Annotated in this window: 24 protein-coding genes; 22 read left to right on the top strand and 2 right to left on the bottom strand. The window is 45.4% G+C overall.

Features of this window, described 5'->3' with window-relative positions; genetic code table 11:
- Nucleotide 1: 1 nt before the first annotated feature.
- The 4 genes from ACESPU_RS13145 to ACESPU_RS13160 all read left to right on the top strand — a co-directional run bounded on the left by ACESPU_RS13145 (nt 2) and on the right by ACESPU_RS13160 (nt 3,970).
- The gene (locus ACESPU_RS13145; RefSeq protein ID WP_009018466.1) at nt 2–670 is read left to right on the top strand and encodes a hypothetical protein; all 669 of its coding nucleotides are present in this window, start codon (nt 2–4) and stop codon (nt 668–670) included.
- A complete protein-coding gene (locus tag ACESPU_RS13150) occupies nt 671–1,603 on the top strand; it encodes a hypothetical protein (RefSeq protein WP_022192458.1) in 933 nt (310 codons plus the stop codon).
- Nucleotides 1,604–1,683: 80 nt separating this feature from the next.
- Nucleotides 1,684–2,289: a hypothetical protein gene (locus ACESPU_RS13155; RefSeq protein ID WP_048928121.1), complete on the top strand. Its 606-nt coding sequence runs from the start codon at nt 1,684–1,686 to the stop codon at nt 2,287–2,289.
- Nucleotides 2,273–3,970 (top strand): hypothetical protein, encoded by a 1,698-nt coding sequence (locus ACESPU_RS13160; RefSeq protein WP_373133414.1) that lies wholly within the window; start codon nt 2,273–2,275, stop codon nt 3,968–3,970. Before ACESPU_RS13155 ends, ACESPU_RS13160 begins: the two co-directional genes overlap by 17 nt.
- 227 nt (nt 3,971–4,197) lie before the next feature.
- Here ACESPU_RS13160 and ACESPU_RS13165 read toward each other — a convergent pair whose 3' ends face one another.
- Together ACESPU_RS13165 and ACESPU_RS13170 are read right to left on the bottom strand one after the other, a co-directional pair.
- Nucleotides 4,198–4,422 (bottom strand): DUF4248 domain-containing protein, encoded by a 225-nt coding sequence (locus ACESPU_RS13165; RefSeq protein WP_009018470.1) that lies wholly within the window; start codon nt 4,420–4,422, stop codon nt 4,198–4,200.
- A 114-nt stretch (nt 4,423–4,536) separates the two neighbouring features.
- Nucleotides 4,537–4,974, bottom strand: a complete 438-nt coding sequence (locus ACESPU_RS13170; RefSeq protein WP_022192455.1) for an HU family DNA-binding protein — start codon at nt 4,972–4,974, stop codon at nt 4,537–4,539.
- Nucleotides 4,975–5,213: 239 nt separating this feature from the next.
- On the opposite strand from ACESPU_RS13170, the gene ACESPU_RS13175 reads away from it, so the two are divergent.
- The 18 genes from ACESPU_RS13175 (at nt 5,214) to ACESPU_RS13260 (ending at nt 15,122) form a co-directional block, all read left to right on the top strand.
- Complete coding sequence (locus ACESPU_RS13175; protein ID WP_227713729.1) at nt 5,214–5,375, top strand: hypothetical protein; 162 nt, start codon at nt 5,214–5,216, stop codon at nt 5,373–5,375.
- A gap of 355 nt (nt 5,376–5,730) precedes the next feature.
- On the top strand, nt 5,731–5,865 hold the full coding sequence (locus ACESPU_RS13180; RefSeq protein ID WP_022192452.1) for a hypothetical protein: 135 nt from the start codon (nt 5,731–5,733) through the stop codon (nt 5,863–5,865).
- Between the two features lie 64 nt (nt 5,866–5,929).
- Nucleotides 5,930–6,508 (top strand): KilA-N domain-containing protein, encoded by a 579-nt coding sequence (locus tag ACESPU_RS13185; RefSeq protein ID WP_022192451.1) that lies wholly within the window; start codon nt 5,930–5,932, stop codon nt 6,506–6,508.
- A gap of 247 nt (nt 6,509–6,755) precedes the next feature.
- A complete protein-coding gene (locus tag ACESPU_RS13190; protein WP_227713728.1) occupies nt 6,756–7,019 on the top strand; it encodes a hypothetical protein in 264 nt (87 codons plus the stop codon).
- Complete coding sequence (locus ACESPU_RS13195; RefSeq protein WP_172606876.1) at nt 7,016–7,189, top strand: hypothetical protein; 174 nt, start codon at nt 7,016–7,018, stop codon at nt 7,187–7,189. Before ACESPU_RS13190 ends, ACESPU_RS13195 begins: the two co-directional genes overlap by 4 nt.
- Nucleotides 7,186–7,431 carry a hypothetical protein gene (locus ACESPU_RS13200; RefSeq protein ID WP_009018476.1) on the top strand — a complete coding sequence of 82 codons (246 nt, stop codon included), beginning with the start codon at nt 7,186–7,188 and terminating at the stop codon, nt 7,429–7,431. Before ACESPU_RS13195 ends, ACESPU_RS13200 begins: the two co-directional genes overlap by 4 nt.
- Complete coding sequence (locus tag ACESPU_RS13205) at nt 7,428–7,559, top strand: hypothetical protein (RefSeq protein WP_022192448.1); 132 nt, start codon at nt 7,428–7,430, stop codon at nt 7,557–7,559. The genes ACESPU_RS13200 and ACESPU_RS13205 overlap by 4 nt, the downstream gene beginning before the upstream one ends.
- A 99-nt stretch (nt 7,560–7,658) precedes the next feature.
- Entirely contained in the window at nt 7,659–8,201 is a 543-nt protein-coding gene (locus tag ACESPU_RS13210; RefSeq protein ID WP_009018478.1) for a phage holin family protein, read from the top strand.
- The gene (locus ACESPU_RS13215) at nt 8,158–8,571 is read left to right on the top strand and encodes a hypothetical protein (protein WP_121961692.1); all 414 of its coding nucleotides are present in this window, start codon (nt 8,158–8,160) and stop codon (nt 8,569–8,571) included. The genes ACESPU_RS13210 and ACESPU_RS13215 overlap by 44 nt, the downstream gene beginning before the upstream one ends.
- Nucleotides 8,572–8,613: 42 nt before the next feature.
- Nucleotides 8,614–9,132 carry a hypothetical protein gene (locus ACESPU_RS13220; protein WP_147331037.1) on the top strand — a complete coding sequence of 173 codons (519 nt, stop codon included), beginning with the start codon at nt 8,614–8,616 and terminating at the stop codon, nt 9,130–9,132.
- Nucleotides 9,107–9,385: a hypothetical protein gene (locus ACESPU_RS13225; protein WP_009018481.1), complete on the top strand. Its 279-nt coding sequence runs from the start codon at nt 9,107–9,109 to the stop codon at nt 9,383–9,385. Before ACESPU_RS13220 ends, ACESPU_RS13225 begins: the two co-directional genes overlap by 26 nt.
- Nucleotides 9,385–10,806, top strand: coding sequence for a hypothetical protein (locus ACESPU_RS13230; protein WP_087345591.1), 1,422 nt, complete (start codon nt 9,385–9,387; stop codon nt 10,804–10,806). Before ACESPU_RS13225 ends, ACESPU_RS13230 begins: the two co-directional genes overlap by 1 nt.
- Nucleotides 10,807–10,808: 2 nt before the next feature.
- Entirely contained in the window at nt 10,809–11,744 is a 936-nt protein-coding gene (locus ACESPU_RS13235; RefSeq protein WP_121961690.1) for a DUF6712 family protein, read from the top strand.
- Complete coding sequence (locus tag ACESPU_RS13240) at nt 11,741–12,541, top strand: hypothetical protein (protein ID WP_009018484.1); 801 nt, start codon at nt 11,741–11,743, stop codon at nt 12,539–12,541. Before ACESPU_RS13235 ends, ACESPU_RS13240 begins: the two co-directional genes overlap by 4 nt.
- 182 nt (nt 12,542–12,723) lie before the next feature.
- The gene (locus tag ACESPU_RS13245) at nt 12,724–12,897 is read left to right on the top strand and encodes a hypothetical protein (protein ID WP_009018485.1); all 174 of its coding nucleotides are present in this window, start codon (nt 12,724–12,726) and stop codon (nt 12,895–12,897) included.
- Between the two features lie 72 nt (nt 12,898–12,969).
- Nucleotides 12,970–13,383, top strand: coding sequence for a DUF5053 domain-containing protein (locus tag ACESPU_RS13250; RefSeq protein ID WP_087345601.1), 414 nt, complete (start codon nt 12,970–12,972; stop codon nt 13,381–13,383).
- Nucleotides 13,384–13,447: 64 nt separating this feature from the next.
- The gene (locus tag ACESPU_RS13255) at nt 13,448–13,672 is read left to right on the top strand and encodes a hypothetical protein (protein WP_147331036.1); all 225 of its coding nucleotides are present in this window, start codon (nt 13,448–13,450) and stop codon (nt 13,670–13,672) included.
- Nucleotides 13,673–13,739: 67 nt separating this feature from the next.
- On the top strand, nt 13,740–15,122 hold the full coding sequence (locus tag ACESPU_RS13260; protein ID WP_373133415.1) for a hypothetical protein: 1,383 nt from the start codon (nt 13,740–13,742) through the stop codon (nt 15,120–15,122).
- Nucleotides 15,123–15,266: the final 144 nt, after the last annotated feature.

Below are 15,266 nucleotides of genomic sequence, written 5' to 3' on the forward strand. Positions count from 1 at the left end.
GATGAAAGATTTCAGAAAAGTTTTGTCCGTATTGTTTCTGCTAGCGGTGCTATCCGTCCTCTTCATGGGGGCGGACGTTCCGGCGGATTATGTGATGTGCGCCTCGTTTGGCCCTGTTTTATGGCCAGCCGGAGCGGACAATATGGGGGGTTATAAAGGTCGTATCGCCTTTATTCCGGAAACCTCAGTCTCTGTCGTCCCCACGCTCCCCAAAGAGGCCAAGGCCACAGCCGATTTCGTGACGGCGACAGGAGCTTTTACCTTTTTAGAGTCGGGAGGTAAACCGACACCTATTTACGCGACACGGGCAACCGTAGGATACAAAGCGGAGTCTCAAGGCGAGACAGATTGTAAAAGTTACAAGATCAGCGGCGAGTTCTTCCACCCCGGCAAGAAAGTGGAAGCCGCCGCTTTCGCCCGGCAGATCTGCAATACGCCCGGCTATTTGATCATCGAGGACAACGAGAGCCAGCAGCTTATCGGACAGCCCGGCTATCCTTGTACGGTTACCGCCTCTTTCGACGGCGGCAAGGCGGCGGCCGACAAAAGAGGTTGGTCCTTCACTTTCGAGGCCGATAGCCCCGCCCCTATGATTATCATGGGAACGCCTATCGATATAGACGCATTATTCACCGGGGTAGCTCCTACTCCACCGGAAGGAGGTTCTTAAATGATAACATTACAAAACTGGTTAGCGGACCGTAAGCGTAAATACGCGGACGGTCTAGCGCTTTTTCAAGCTCTAGCTCCGGAGGAGATGAGAAAGAAGTATATCGCTTTCTTTAGCGAGGTAAAGGAGGTTCCGCAGTTCGATTCCCATTTCACCGTATTGGTGAATAAGTTGACAACCGTAGCGCGCCTATCGTCGGCCCAACCCCAGATAACAATCTCCGAACGGGGTTCGATACTCTTGAAAACAGCGGTCGCGGCAACAAAGGCGATCGAGAAAACAGCGGATCAGCTAAAAGGCGATAAAGTCTTAAAAGAAATCCTCGTGAAAGAATCCGAGCTATTCAAGCTACAAGACAAGATCACCGAGCTGGAGGAAGACAATGACGATAAATCCGGAGAGATCGATCAATTGCAAGCCGAGCTGGAGGAAGCGCAGGAAGAGTTGCAAGAACTGCAAGATCAATTCGCCCTGTTACGGCCCGGAGCGAAGATCGCCACGTACTCCTCCCTTCCGGATAACATCCGTACGATCTTCGACGAGGTCCGCCAGATCACCCCCTTGTACGCCGCCTTATTCACGGAGATGCAGAACGAGGCCCTTACTCCGGAGCAACGCAAGCCGATCGCCGATCAGGTGCATGAGCTTTGGAGCCGCCGTGCCAAGCTATGGGACCAGATCGACGCTTGGGCCGAGGGTAAGCAGATCCAGTTAAAAACCGAGGTTCAAAAAACCGAGGAGCTCCCGGCCGATCAATTGCTGAAAGGTATGCAAATCGCCAACCGGATCGAACGACTGAGGGAGAATATCCGGCGCACGGAAACCTCTATCGCCCAACATGAGAAAAACGGAAAGCTTAACCTCCGGCAAAAAGCAGAGCAACGCTTGGCTTATTACAAACGTGAGCTGGCGGAACTGGATAACTTGAAATAAATCTTGCTTCCATAATGAAGGGGAATAGACAATCCATAAGGTATTGGCTGTTCCCCTTTATCATAACCTCTTTAGAAAGAATGAACAAGGAACTAACATCATACGACAAGATAGCCACGGTACTTTTCAAAGGGCATGAAGAAGCGGCAAGCCTTCTCTCCTGCCGGGAGCTTATGCAAAAAGATCGCTGGATGTTATGTGTTTCCAAGTTATTGGAAGACCCCATGACAGCCGACAAAGACCTGATCGCTTTCCTGATGGCCGGTTGCGACGGCAGTTGTGAGCCCGTATCACAAGCCACCGCTTACCGTGATCTGGCCGCTATCCGGAGACTCGTAGGAAATGTACAGTTAGCCGGCAAGAACTGGTATCGTTACATGGTGATCGAGGCCGCCAAGGAAGGTATCCGCATCGCCCGGGAAGCCAAAGACCCCAAAGGTATCGCCGCCAACGCGGACAAGATCGGTAAATACACCCGCTCCGATAAAGAAGACGATGACATTGATCGAAGCGCTTGGGAACCACCCTGCTTTGAGCCATCCGATGATGTCACGTTAATGGGAGATGATTTCAAGCCTATCCCTAATCTTGAAGAAGAAAGGAAATCATTCCGGGCATTGTTCAAGCAAGATCATGATATCGTAGATATTGAACCCATTACAGACGACTATGGCACTGATGACTGAACCTTTCACCCGTAAAGCGAAAGAGGCGCAACGCAAGTTTTTCAATAAGATGCAACGCATGGGAATGGCGATCGCCGCCCACGACGAGTATTGGGTGTGTAGCCGTGGTACCGGTAAATCCGAGGGTTTGGACGCACGCTTCATCATCCGGAATGTTTGGTCTATGCCGGGTTCTACCGGGGCTTTAATCTCTCCATCCTATGCCAAGGCTTGGGGTAATACGCTACCGGCGATTATCCACGCTCTCGCCGAATGGGGCTATATCGAGGGCATTCATTTCTTTGTTGGCCGCAAGGCACCCCTGTCCGCCAACTTCGGAAAGCCCAAGCGCCCGCCGCTTCAGACCGCATGGGGCAATTGCATTCATTTCTGGAATGGCACCGTATTGGTCGTACTCTCCTTCAGTCAAGGGATGTCAGCGAACTCCATGTCCTTAGATTGGGTAATCGGTCCGGAGGCGAAATTCCTAGACTACGATAAGATAAAATCCGAGGTTGATCCCGCCAATCGGGGAAATTTGCAAGATTTCAACCAATGCCCTTGGCATCATTCCGTTCTCTATTCCACGGATATGCCAACCTTAAAAGCCGGACGTTGGATATTGGATAAGATCAACGACATGAATCCGGTTCATATCAACTTGATCCGGAACCTATACCGGGAAATGAAATTAACCGAGCGCCTTCCGGAACAAACATCATACACCCAACGCAAATACAAAGAATTACGCCATGACTTAATGTTGGCCCGTAAGTATCAAGCACCTGTCAAACCTATGCGTGGCAAGACCCGGGAGTACACGGTATATTACGGAGAGTATGATATTTTCGATAACATGGAAGTCGTAGGCAAGGATTACATTTGGCAAATGTACCGCAACGTCCCTTCCCTTATATGGCGTACCGCATTCATGAACGAACGCCTGTTCCGTGTCGCTAATGGCTTCTATTCGGCCTTGAACGATTACCATTTCTATACCCCCGGCGATACTCGCTACATGGGTAGCATGGGAGCGGACTGGAACCGGCTGCGACTGGCCGGATGCCTAGCCGATGGGGATCTGGATATGGACGCTCCCTTGCTAATCGGTTTCGATAGTAACTCCGCAATCAATACCGCATGTATCGGACAGGTACAAGGCCATCAATTACGTACCCTAAAGAGCTTCTTTGTCAAGACCCCCGATAAGCTGGATGAATTGGCTCGTCAGGTTTGCGAATACTACAAATACAAGCTCAAACGTGATATCATCTTCTTTTATGACCAGACCTTCACGTGGACTACCGGCAATAACTCCGAGTCCTATCAAGATACCATCATCCGGATCTTCAAGGAATATGGTTGGGATATCACCGATATCTATATCGGACAGGTAAGCCGCCACGACTGGAGGCACGAGCAAATAGACCGGGCCTTAAAGCATGATCCGGCGCTCCTTTATCCTGTTTTCAATAAATACAACAACGAGTTCCTCAAACTCGCCATGGAGCAAACAGCGGTGAAAGTAGGCAAGAACGGATTCGAGAAAGACAAATCGCCGGAAGCTACAGAAGACAGCCCCGATAACCCGGATGAGTACAAGACACACATTACCGACGCATGGGACACATTGTTTGTCGGCGCGAATTTCTTTATGCCCGAACTCGCGTACGCGGAATCCGGAATCATCTTCCTTTATTAAAAATCTGTAGACGCATTTCATGCGTGATCTGTCTGAGGGAGGCAGCAGATAAGGTAAAAAATTGAACTTGCGCCCGCATTTTTTTTGTAGGGCGCTGCGGGGTGCTTTCGCACGCTTTGAGAAAAAAACGCTACTTGAGAGGTGCGCAACTATTAAGTATCAATAAATTAACATTTCAACAATGAGAAACCGTTGCGAAATATGCGGGGACAAAAAAAGAGCCTCTGTTATGGAGGCCCTAAATGCGCTGTTATGATTTGTACTTGCCGTGGCGTGAGTAAGCGTTGCCCGGAATGATACCCGGCTTCGGTAATCTCATAAAGTAACGCCTTGTTTAGATTAATCCATCTCTTTAGCTGGATCGAGGCCGAAGCGGGTGCGCTATTCGGGAAATATTGAATGCCTAGCTCCTGCAACCCGTAAGCCCTTATCTTAAAATTCTCATTGTCCATCCTTCTCTATTTATAAATTATCAAATATACTGAATACTAACCTCATAAAAAAAGGACGCACCCTCTTTTCCAAAACGATGCGCCCTTCTCCCTCAAACGATGCGTGCTTTTAGCCTAGATCTCGTCCGGACTCTCGGAGTCGTTTCCTCCCTCGCCTTTTTCCACGCTTACCTTCTCGAATCGCAATACCTTCGCTTGCGAGCGAAGCGCCTTACCCGGAGAGAAGGTGTACTTAGGACGACGAATCTTAGTAGCGTTGAAATCCTTCTCCACCTTCGTCCCCTCACTACCGAACGTGATACGGAAATTACCGAACTCACCCAGCTGTACGATCTTGCCGTCCGACATCTCCAGCTTCATCACGTAGATAAGCGAGTCCAGCACCGCTTTCACGTCTGCGCTAGATACGCAAGAACGCTCGCCAATCATGGAGCAAAGACGCTCCATATCACTAGTACCCGTAGATTTCGCCTGTGCGTAATAAAGCTTATCGCCTTCAGTCGCTCCCTTGTGCATGTCCCGTCGCTGCACTAATTTGTAAGTTGTAGCCATTGTTTGTTGATTGTTTTGAAGTGAATAATAGAAACTTGTGTCGTGATCACGGGGGTAAAGGTGGGATATGGTGATTATAGGATGTTAGGGATTACCTAGCAGTGTAAAGTTATATAAGGATATTGCGATTTTTTCTTTGCCATCCCAAAAACTTTCACCATATTTGCGACATGGCAACCAAGAATGAATTAGAAAAAAGTAAAGTAAGAAAGGAAACTACCGCTAAGTTCTTTTTTGATATGGCAAAGTTGACATTTGCGGCTTTGGTGCTAGGGGTAGCGGCCTCTTTACTAAACCGGGAGATAGAGGATGAGATACCAAGTATGGCTAATTATCTTTTTGCGATGGGATTCATCGGTACGGTTGCCTTTGCGATGATTGGATATAGAATCTTAAAATAATAAATAATATGCAGATAGCAGTTGTTTTTTTTACCGTTGTAGCTATTGTTGCCGTAGGCATATTAGCGTATACTTATACACCATCCGGAAAACGATGGATAGAGAACATGTGATAAATTCTTTTTGGAATATTCCCCAGCCGGCCCAATAAAAGCCGGCTTTTTCTTTGCCATCCAAAAACTTTCCCCCATTATATGCCCTGTCGGTATCCCCGGCGGGGCTTTTTTATGCCCGAAATGTTAAATATTTGCGATTAAAATGTTAAATATTTATTTAAACATTTGATAATCAGAATATTATATTTTACTTTGCACAATATTTAATATTTATTACCAATCATAAACAGTTTAAAAATATGGAAACAGAATTAAACACAAAGAAAAACAGACTTCATGATGAAGCTTATTGGGCACAAGTTACGGAAGAACTTGAAAGAGAGGAAGAAGAGGAAATAGAAGTTCTATTGGAGGAAATGATAAATCAGCAATAAGTACAAAAACAAAAGGCGGGGATTTTCCTCCCCGCCAATCATAAACAATTAAAAAGTTAAGGTTATGGCAACAAAGGTATTAAATTTCGAGAACAATCGAATTGCATTCGATATTAATGCAGATGAAAATGTTATGGTAAATGCAACAGAGATGGCAAAGATTTTTGAAAAAGACGTATTTGGCTTTTTGCGTCTTGACAGTACAAAAGCATACATTCAAGCCTACTGTCAGACCGCAGATCTGCGGTCTGAAAATGAATTTTCACCTGAAGGGAAACTAGTAAAAGTCGTAAATGGTGGTCGCAACAATGGTACATGGATGGAACGTAGCGTTGCCCTAAAATTTGCGGCATGGCTAAGTCCTAAGTTTGAAGTGTGGGTGTACAAAACGATTGACGAAATTCTTTTTGGTGAGTACATCCAAGTTAAAGCAAAGCTAAAGGAGGCTGCAAATCGAAAACTTAGAATAGAAAAACTAAAAAATGAACTTTCCACAGACCCGAACGCAGATAAGAGAATACAAGAGCTGTTCCAACTGGAAGAAACAGAGAAGAAAGAAACCAAAAGCCGCTTCTCCCAATTAGGAAAGCGGATCAAAGAATACAAGCAGATGATTATCAAATTTGAGGAAGAAAAGAAATAATCAGGGGAAAGTATTGCAAGTGTGGGGAGAATTCCCCATATTTGCAGTGCTCTATTTCGACCAGGCGGGTAACCGCCGAACATATTTGTATCGGCATTTTTTGTGTCCATACTATACGTATATATAATATAGCGGTTTCGTACCCCCTTGATACGGCTTAATGGCCGTAACTGCCTGGTTGGTGTAGAGCAAAGGGACAGGCGAGACCGTTTTTTGTTTTTCCTGCCCCAAACAAACAATGTTAGTTATGCTCAAACAACCGAACATTTGTTTGCCGGGGAATAATAGTACCCTACAATCAACGTCCACCCACGAAACGGGTTTCTTTTCTTGGGCTACCGCCCAAAAGGTCTACAACCTCTTACCTCTTGGTATCGCCTCCTGTAAATCCATTTACGAGGCTAAAATGTACACGGTAGCTTTATTAACTATGCTATCTCCAGTATTTGTGCCGCTGATCGGAGTGGCTTGGTTTATTTATTGCTCAGCCAAGAAAGGAGGCCGGTCATGAAAGCAAGTCCTTACATAGAACAAATACGGGTGAAATCCCCCGGTAAGAAAGAAGAGATTCTTTATTGCATTGATTGTAACGAATACCGCATGAGCGATATAACAGAAGAGCAACTTACGGATATATATAACTTGATCGGGGAGTTCCTAGGGAAAGGAGGTCAAAAATGATGAGATTGGAAGATATACGTATATCAAACCGGATGCTGGATGCGATCAGATATTGGCAGGAAAATGATAAAGGTGGGTTAGAAGAAGATGTTAAGGCCATTGATGATGCTATCACTTTCATCGCATGCGAGCATGATGCCCCGGGTGTACTTACTGAAAAAGAATCACTGTCGCTTATCGCGGCTCTAAGTTTTCTGAAAAAAAGATTATGTTTGTTTGAAGGAAAGGAGGAACCGAAATGAAACACCAAGAAGCCCTCCGCCCACTCGACATCGTAATCGACGTAAACAATCAATACAGCAAGCAAGAACAAATACGTGCCGCCATGCGGCTAGAAGAACTACTTCGCCTACTATTGCCAGAAGAATAACACATCAATCAAGCCCCGCCCGGAGAAATCCTCGCGGGGCTTTTTCATGTCCTTTTCCGAAGGTATGATTACGAGCATCTTTGTGAAAAATGTTTGGAGATGATATCACAGGTATTTAGCCCAATCGTGGAGAGGATCTTGATAAAGCTCCAGATGGTATTGAACCATTCTTGGGGCTGGATAATAAGCGGAATGATATTCTTATTGAATTTTATCTCGCCCGTGAAATACGCTTTCGCCGCTATGGGCGTGGCTATTACGGCCGACTTGCTATTCGGGATGTTCTCGGCAAAGAAGCAAGGTAAATTCTTCCTATCACAAAGCGGAAGAGATACCCCCGCCAAGGTGATCGTCTATTTCGGTTTCATGCTCGTGGTATTCGTTACGGAACGGATATTCACTCAAGATAACGCCATAATCACCAAGGCCGGATGTACCCTAGCCTGTGTGTGCGAGCTGTGGAGCATGCTGGGTAGCGCATTGATTATCTGGCCGAACATGATGTTTCCAAAGCTGCTTAAACTACAGCTCAAAGGAGAGATCGAGTCTAAGCTAGGAAAGAATATTAGTAACCAATTAGATAAGGAGGATTGTAAAAATGACAACGACACCAAGGGGAATCCGAAACAACAACCCCGGTAATATCCGGAACTCGGAGCGGAACGACTGGGCCGGAGAAGTATCGAAAGCCGATAAAAAGGACAACGCTTTCGAGGAATTCGAGGATATACCGCATGGGGTACGGGCCATGATGAAGCTCTTGCTAAAATACCAGCGATCGTATAACCTACGCTCCATAAAGGAACTGATAGAACGATGGGCACCCCGCGATGAGAATGACACGGCGGCTTACGTACGATGGGTATGCCGGGAGATGCAAATACCGGACTGTTGCCGGCTAGACCTGTCGGACAAGGGAACGATGTGCGCCCTAGTGGATGCCATGTGCTACATGGAGAACGGCGAGCGTATCCCTATGGAAGACATCGAGGCCGGCTGGGAACTGATGTGAGAGTGGTATTGTTTATGCGAACTCCCTTTTGGATAGCGAATCATGGAATATGGACTTTATAAGAGATTGTGTGTCTTGGCCGGAATGGTGGCTCTTTGCGCTAGCTGCTCCGTGCGTCGTAGCGCTTCTGATCATAGCCATTACAGAGATCAAGAGCGACAGGTATTGGAGAGCTTGGATACCTCTATGGATGTACGGCTTGCCAGTTCCAACACCGTGCGAGATCGGTGGAGAAACATCCGGATCATACGAAGGGAATTCGACCTTGAGCGGCAGCCGGACGAAAACGGCCGATACCCGGTCAAGGCGGAAACGACACTCGAAGGCGAGGAACATGAGAACGAGCGAAAAGAAGAAGCGGAAAGCCAAAAGAAAGAGGAGAACGAGAGCGTTTTCGCCCGGTCGGAAGCCAGCCATGAGGAAGAGCGGTCCGGAGATACCAAACTCAACTCCGATGTCGGCAAGAACGCCCTCGGGTGGTGGGCGCTCGGCGTAACGATGGTTCTGGCCTTGGTTATCTTTTTAAGATGGAGATATGGAAAAAAGGATAAAACAAAGTGATGTCTGGGCTGTCATGCAGCAAAAGGATGACCGGGGACGATACAAGATGTTCTCGTTCTCGTACGTGCGGTTGAATGAAAGCCGGGAGGGAAATGGCTCTCCCGGCTCGATCGAGGATTATGAGGTAGCCTACTTCAGCTCGATCCACGCCAAGGGAAGTACGGTAAACATCCGGATTCGGGGCGAACGGTTCCCCCGGAAGTTCATCCGTTGCATGATCATCCGGATTAACGGTAAAAAAATATACGCATAATGGGACGCAAGAACGTATTTCTAATGGGTGACACCGCTTTCCTCCCCGGAGCGAAAGCGGCGGTGGTCATGACCGAGGACGTAGGTTTTCTGGAGGATAAAAAATTCACGGCCACGGTCATTACCCCGGCCAAAGGATCTTCCGTCAAGAAAGAGGTCCGGTTTGTCCCGTTCGGTCACCAAGACAAGTTGCCCGTAAGGATCATGAAAAAGATCGCCGACAACACGATCGTAGGCAGCAATATCGAGTTCAAGGCGAACATGGCCTACGGCGATGGGTTGATGGTCTGCCGGAGGGTGAAGAATCCGGAGACCCAAAAGATCGAGCTGGAGGAACTTACCCCGGAAGAGGCTCCGGAGATATTCCAGTTCATATCGGATAGCAACTACTTACGGGTAATGTCTGAGCTGGCCAACGATCTGGTCGTATTCTCCGACTCTTTCGTCTATCTGGCTTTTGGCAAACGGAAAGCCGGAGAGAGACCGAAAGTAGTCCAGATCTGGCACCGGGAGATGTGCTTTTCCCGGATCAGCGAGCAAGACGAGAAGACGAAACGCATCGAGTATCATGGTTATTCCTCGCAATGGGGAGAGGAGTCATTTCCGGACGACGTGATCGTAACGAGATTGCTAGACCGCCGAAGCCCGCTTTACGATCTCAAGGTTCGTACCGGGCTCGTACCCGATCCGGAGACCGGAGAGAAAAAGGACGAGGAAGAGAATGGCTATACGTTAAGCCTCAATATGCCGGTACCGGGGCGTTTTTATTACAACCGCCCTTATTGGTGGTCCATCTTCCTCGATTGGTACGAGTTCAGTTGCGCCATCCCGAAATTCAAGAAGGCGTTGCTGAAAAACCAGATGGTCTTGAAATATCACGTCTCCATCAACATGAAATTTTGGGACAAGCTTTACGACTCGGAAGGTATCCCCAAGGATGACAAGAAGAAACGGAACGAGCGCAAGAACGCTTTCCTACAACAACTGAACGACTTCCTTTCCGGAGAGGAGAACGCCGGCAAGAGCTTCGTATCCCATTTCCGGTATGATCAGATCAATAAATACGAGGAGAACGATATCATCATCAAGCCCTTGGAATCATTTATCAAGGGCGGTGAGTATATCGAGGACTCGGAGGAAGCGACAAACGTGATCTGTAACACGATGGGCGTACATCCGTCCTTGAAAGGAGCGTCGCCCGGGAAATCGAAGAACATCAACGGTACCGAGGCCCGGGAGTTATTCATTATCGCCCAAGTGCTGTTCAAGCCGCTCCGGGACATGATGGTTCTCCCGCTATACCTAGCCCGGGAGATCAACGGATGGGGAAAAGACATCGAGTTCGTGATACCCAATATCATGCTAACGACACTCGATAAGAACACGGGATCGGAAAAGAGTATCGGTAACGAAAAAGTATAATCATGACACAGCCATTCCTACAAACGATAGATGATTTGAGGCATACCGTCAAGGTAAACGCCTCATTTAAGTTCGAGATATTGGAGCCTTATCTTCAAGACGCTTTCGATCGATATATCGTCCCCTACCTCGGGGAAGCCTTGGTCGATCGGCTATATCGAGAGCCGTTAACGGAAGATATCCTTACGATCAAGATACTTGCCAGCCGGACACTGGGACCATTGGCCGTGGCGCTAGCCAGTCCGGAGCTAGGGGTCTTGATCGGTGACAGCGGGCATACGGTAAGCCGGAACGATAAGTTCACCGTAGCCAGCGATCAAAAGATCGCCCGATCGGAAGAGAGCATGCAGGAACGGGGATGGAATAACTTGGATAAGCTACTGGAGCATCTCGGAAGCCACGAGAACGACTATCCGGAATGGAAAGAAAGCCGCTATTACAAGAACCAAGCCAACGGCCACTACCTTAATTCCGCCCGGGAGTTCCAATATTACGGTAAGGTGAATATCGATTATTCCCGGTTGACCTTCGAAAAGTTCCGTCCCCTACTCGATACACTGGAGATGAAGCTATGCCGCTGGATCGGGACCACTCTTGACAAGAGCTTAAAAGACACCTTAAGAACCGGCGTGGATGATCCGCTCCGGATCAAGCTGATTGATTATATCCGGGTATGGCTCGCCATGTACGTAGCCAAGCTCCATACCAGCCAAACCACCCGGGTACAACGTACGGCGGCCGGCCAGCTGGAGTTTAAGCCCGTGATCTATCCGCTGTATTCCGATCCCACGGACAACGGTAATTTCTACGCCGAGCAGGTAACGTCACTAGAAGCGGTAATCGAGGATTACATGAAAGTTTACGCCCCGGAACTAGGCCTCCCCGCTCCTATCAAGAACGACTTTAATTCCAAGGACAAACATATTTTCGTATTATGAGAAAAATAACGATCAAAGATATCGATTACCTCGTGCCCGGCACATGGGATGAGATGACAGCGGAACAGCTTTGCTTTCTCGCCAATATTTTGAACTCGAAAAGTACGGCCCAAGAAGCCAAGGTCAAGATGCTATTGTTTTGCCTGTCCGCGAGAATCCGGCGATATCAGAAAGCCAATGGAACCGGTTACGCCGTTTCCCTTCCCAAAGATCGTATATGGATCACGGCCGAGCAACTGGCGGCGTTGAGCACCATCTTTGATTTCTTATTCCAAGAGACAGAGAAGGGAATCGAGCTGGATATCCGCTTAACCCGTAACCCATTCCCCGTCTACAAAGGCAAAGATATCGAGTTATACGGACCGGAAGACGGCCTGACCAATATCAGCTACGGACAGTTCATCATGTTGCAAACTTGGCAACAGCGAATGAGACAGGATTTCTTCGAGGCATTGGATAACTTCCTATCCATAATCTGGAAAGACGGCTCATTCACCATACGTGAGGACGGTGATCCGGCTTGGTTCCGGAATGTAGAGCCGATCGTAAAGACAGTCATGTTCTGGTACTACCTCGGTAGCATGAATTTCATACAAGCAAAGTTCTCCCGGGTATTCTCCTCCGGAGGGAATGAAGCCCCTTTGGATATATTCGACACGCAACAACGCATCGTGGATGAGATGGCCAGCGGAGACGTGACCAAGAAAGAACAGGTAAAGCAATCCCTTTTATACGACGCTCTCTATACCCTAGAAGTAGCGATCGAAAAAGAGGAGAAAAAGAAACAAGATATGTAGTAATAGGTGTTTTTCATGGTATTAGATTTTTAGATTAGTAATGGACAGCCGCTTTGCCTGTGAAGGTGGAGCGGTTTTGTTATTATCTCCAATCCAGATACTATGATAATAAAAATATTACCAAACGTTTGCCATTGATAATATTTTTATTATCTTTGTGATGTCATTAAGACAAGAGCTCTATGCATAGTGACGATGGGCTAAAAGCCCGGATAGAAGAGGCAGAAAAAGATCTCCTTTTTTATCTCCGCAAGTATCATGAACTGACTTCGAGAAGCAAATTCATGAAAGCGGTGGTTGATAAAGAGATCAAGAGACTTGAGAAAGAACTTAAGGAACTTGGAAAGTATTATTGACCAGAAAGGTTCTCCCCCTCCAGGCCAGAGGGGGAGTTTCCCTTTCATGTGTAACTCAAAAAACAGAATAATATGGATAAAGTAAAGCGTTTTTTTGAACTAAAGGAACTTTGGAAAAAGTCCCCGGAGAATGACCGCCCTACCATAGACCGACAGATTACCGATTTGTTGGATAGCATGGATGAAAAGGAAACCGAACTGCTTACCGCAGGTGTGCAAAATGACTTTGAAAACATCCATAAAGAGATCGCGGACATCAAGGAGCAGCTAACTATTCGTGAGCGACTGAGTCCCGTTTTACCATACCTGTCCGTCTCTAATCTAGCCAAAGATTATTTCGGGAAATCATCCTCTTGGTTCTACCAACGATTAAACGGGAATAGCGTACACGGTAAAATTTGCAAATTCACACAGGAAGAACTGGCTATTCTGGATATGGCGCTGAAAGACATCAGCCGCCGGATTACTAAATTGAACTTGGTATGATACTTACGAAAACAATATAACGCGATCGGATATGTCGGACAAGTATAAAAACAGTGATATAAGTATGAATGCGGAAGAAAAATTAAATATTTTAATAGCAGAGTACCATTCATTAAAAACAGAGGTAGAGAAAAAAGGCTTTGATGAAAAAATGCAACATACTTTATCAGAGATGTCTTCTGAAGAAAGAAGCAGAAATTATTTAAGGCTCTTTCTTTGTTTATTCAAAAAATATTATCACATTTACATGCCCAATAAAAAACACTATATGAATCCCTATACAGTGTAACAGGTAAGCAATCCTGTTCCGGTTATGTTTCCGGTGGGCGCACTATATAGGGATTCGCCTTTTACCTATGCCATACAAAGTTATTCCACTATCAAAATTATTGATCAACAAGGATAATGATCGTTTTGAACCTTCTTCAAATGAAAAAGAAGCAGTAAATGTTATGCTAGCTAAAATGGGGAGCAAAATTTATAGGATTGCTCAACACATATTAGATAACGGACTATCCCCAAAACCATTTTATGTGGTTTCTTTTGGCGATAAGTTTCTAGTAAAGGAAGGAAACCGTCGAACAACAGCTATAAAGCTAATGACCCGTCCTAATTTAATTGATTCAAAACTTTTTCCTCAATTAAAAAAAGGCTTTATCAAACTAAATATCCAATTTAAAAACTCACCTATCACCAAAATACAATGTTTTGTGTTTGACAATATAACAGAAGCAGATAAATGGGTAAAATTAGAGCATACAGGAGAGCAAAAAGGTATTGGTATCGTTAACTGGAATTCTGAACAAATAAAACGTTTCGATATGAAATATGGGAAAATGCCTCCCATTGAAATTCAAGCCCTAGATTTCTTAAAAAGTTCTCCTTATACCGAAGATAGTACATTGAATCTATTATCAGGCTTAAAAGTCACAAATTTACAACGTTTACTAAGTGATCGTTTTGTAAGAGAAAAGCTTGGCCTCAGATTCGAAAACAGTAAGCTGAAATCCAATATAGAAGAATCTGAAATTGTTAAAGGATTAAGTCTCATTATTAATGACATTACAAAACCAGACTTCATAGTAGGAAAGATCTATACCTCAAAGCTACGTGCAGATTATATTAATGGCTATAAAACAAATAGTTTACCGGATTTAAATCAAAAAGTAGAGAAAGAGTGGTTACTTGTTGATCCTACCATTGAAATACCAGAAGAAAAGAATGCATTTCCTTCTAATAATACAAAAGGAAGCGATAAGAAAGGATTCTCAAACATAGAATCGATTATTAAACGTAAAACCTTAATCCCTAGATCATGTTTGATCAATATAACAAATGTAAAGGTCGCCAAACTCTATTACGAACTACAACGTTTGGATATCAACTCATTTACGATTTGTTCATCTATAGCTCTTCGTGTTTTCATCGAGTTAAGCGTGGATACATTTTTAGAAAAAAAAGGGTTACTTCCAGAAGATAAAGTATCAGCCTCAAAATCAGGAGCTACCCTTTATCAGAAAGTAAGTAAAGTCACCGATTTCATGGCCAAAAAGAAATATATTGATGACACTTTAAGCAAAGGCATCAAAACCATAACTAAAGATCAAAATAGCATTTGGGGTATAGATACGATTCAAGCCTATTTACATAATAATCAATTTTCACCCTCAACCGAAACTCTATTAACCACATGGGACAATATCCAAGAATTTTACGTAATTCTGGAAAACTTCTGTTAGTACCTTATACAAAGGACTTTGGGATAATTACCCGTTTTTGAGGTAATGACTTGGCAACCGAGCTATTTGCAGCATTATGCTATGAATTGCGTTCAAGTAACTTGTTTCAAGCACAAAGGTACTCTTTTATTTGCAAAAGTGAAA

Origin of the sequence: Parabacteroides sp. 20_3 (genome assembly GCF_964238835.1) — a bacterium.
GTDB classification, from domain to species: domain Bacteria; phylum Bacteroidota; class Bacteroidia; order Bacteroidales; family Tannerellaceae; genus Parabacteroides; species Parabacteroides distasonis.

Bases quoted from the DNA above. Each gene is read 5' to 3' on its own strand.
- ACESPU_RS13145 (WP_009018466.1), top strand. From the start codon at position 2: ATGAAAGATTTCAGAAAAGTTTTGTCCGTATTGTTTCTGCTAGCGGTG.
- ACESPU_RS13150 (WP_022192458.1), top strand. From the start codon at position 671: ATGATAACATTACAAAACTGGTTAGCGGACCGTAAGCGTAAATACGCG.
- ACESPU_RS13155 (WP_048928121.1), top strand. From the start codon at position 1,684: ATGAACAAGGAACTAACATCATACGACAAGATAGCCACGGTACTTTTC.
- ACESPU_RS13160 (WP_373133414.1), top strand. From the start codon at position 2,273: ATGGCACTGATGACTGAACCTTTCACCCGTAAAGCGAAAGAGGCGCAA.
- ACESPU_RS13165 (WP_009018470.1), bottom strand. From the start codon at position 4,422: ATGGACAATGAGAATTTTAAGATAAGGGCTTACGGGTTGCAGGAGCTA.
- ACESPU_RS13170 (WP_022192455.1), bottom strand. From the start codon at position 4,974: ATGGCTACAACTTACAAATTAGTGCAGCGACGGGACATGCACAAGGGA.
- ACESPU_RS13175 (WP_227713729.1), top strand. From the start codon at position 5,214: ATGGCAAAGTTGACATTTGCGGCTTTGGTGCTAGGGGTAGCGGCCTCT.
- ACESPU_RS13180 (WP_022192452.1), top strand. From the start codon at position 5,731: ATGGAAACAGAATTAAACACAAAGAAAAACAGACTTCATGATGAAGCT.
- ACESPU_RS13185 (WP_022192451.1), top strand. From the start codon at position 5,930: ATGGCAACAAAGGTATTAAATTTCGAGAACAATCGAATTGCATTCGAT.
- ACESPU_RS13190 (WP_227713728.1), top strand. From the start codon at position 6,756: ATGCTCAAACAACCGAACATTTGTTTGCCGGGGAATAATAGTACCCTA.
- ACESPU_RS13195 (WP_172606876.1), top strand. From the start codon at position 7,016: ATGAAAGCAAGTCCTTACATAGAACAAATACGGGTGAAATCCCCCGGT.
- ACESPU_RS13200 (WP_009018476.1), top strand. From the start codon at position 7,186: ATGATGAGATTGGAAGATATACGTATATCAAACCGGATGCTGGATGCG.
- ACESPU_RS13205 (WP_022192448.1), top strand. From the start codon at position 7,428: ATGAAACACCAAGAAGCCCTCCGCCCACTCGACATCGTAATCGACGTA.
- ACESPU_RS13210 (WP_009018478.1), top strand. From the start codon at position 7,659: ATGATATCACAGGTATTTAGCCCAATCGTGGAGAGGATCTTGATAAAG.
- ACESPU_RS13215 (WP_121961692.1), top strand. From the start codon at position 8,158: ATGACAACGACACCAAGGGGAATCCGAAACAACAACCCCGGTAATATC.
- ACESPU_RS13220 (WP_147331037.1), top strand. From the start codon at position 8,614: ATGGAATATGGACTTTATAAGAGATTGTGTGTCTTGGCCGGAATGGTG.
- ACESPU_RS13225 (WP_009018481.1), top strand. From the start codon at position 9,107: ATGGAAAAAAGGATAAAACAAAGTGATGTCTGGGCTGTCATGCAGCAA.
- ACESPU_RS13230 (WP_087345591.1), top strand. From the start codon at position 9,385: ATGGGACGCAAGAACGTATTTCTAATGGGTGACACCGCTTTCCTCCCC.
- ACESPU_RS13235 (WP_121961690.1), top strand. From the start codon at position 10,809: ATGACACAGCCATTCCTACAAACGATAGATGATTTGAGGCATACCGTC.
- ACESPU_RS13240 (WP_009018484.1), top strand. From the start codon at position 11,741: ATGAGAAAAATAACGATCAAAGATATCGATTACCTCGTGCCCGGCACA.
- ACESPU_RS13245 (WP_009018485.1), top strand. From the start codon at position 12,724: ATGCATAGTGACGATGGGCTAAAAGCCCGGATAGAAGAGGCAGAAAAA.
- ACESPU_RS13250 (WP_087345601.1), top strand. From the start codon at position 12,970: ATGGATAAAGTAAAGCGTTTTTTTGAACTAAAGGAACTTTGGAAAAAG.
- ACESPU_RS13255 (WP_147331036.1), top strand. From the start codon at position 13,448: ATGAATGCGGAAGAAAAATTAAATATTTTAATAGCAGAGTACCATTCA.
- ACESPU_RS13260 (WP_373133415.1), top strand. From the start codon at position 13,740: ATGCCATACAAAGTTATTCCACTATCAAAATTATTGATCAACAAGGAT.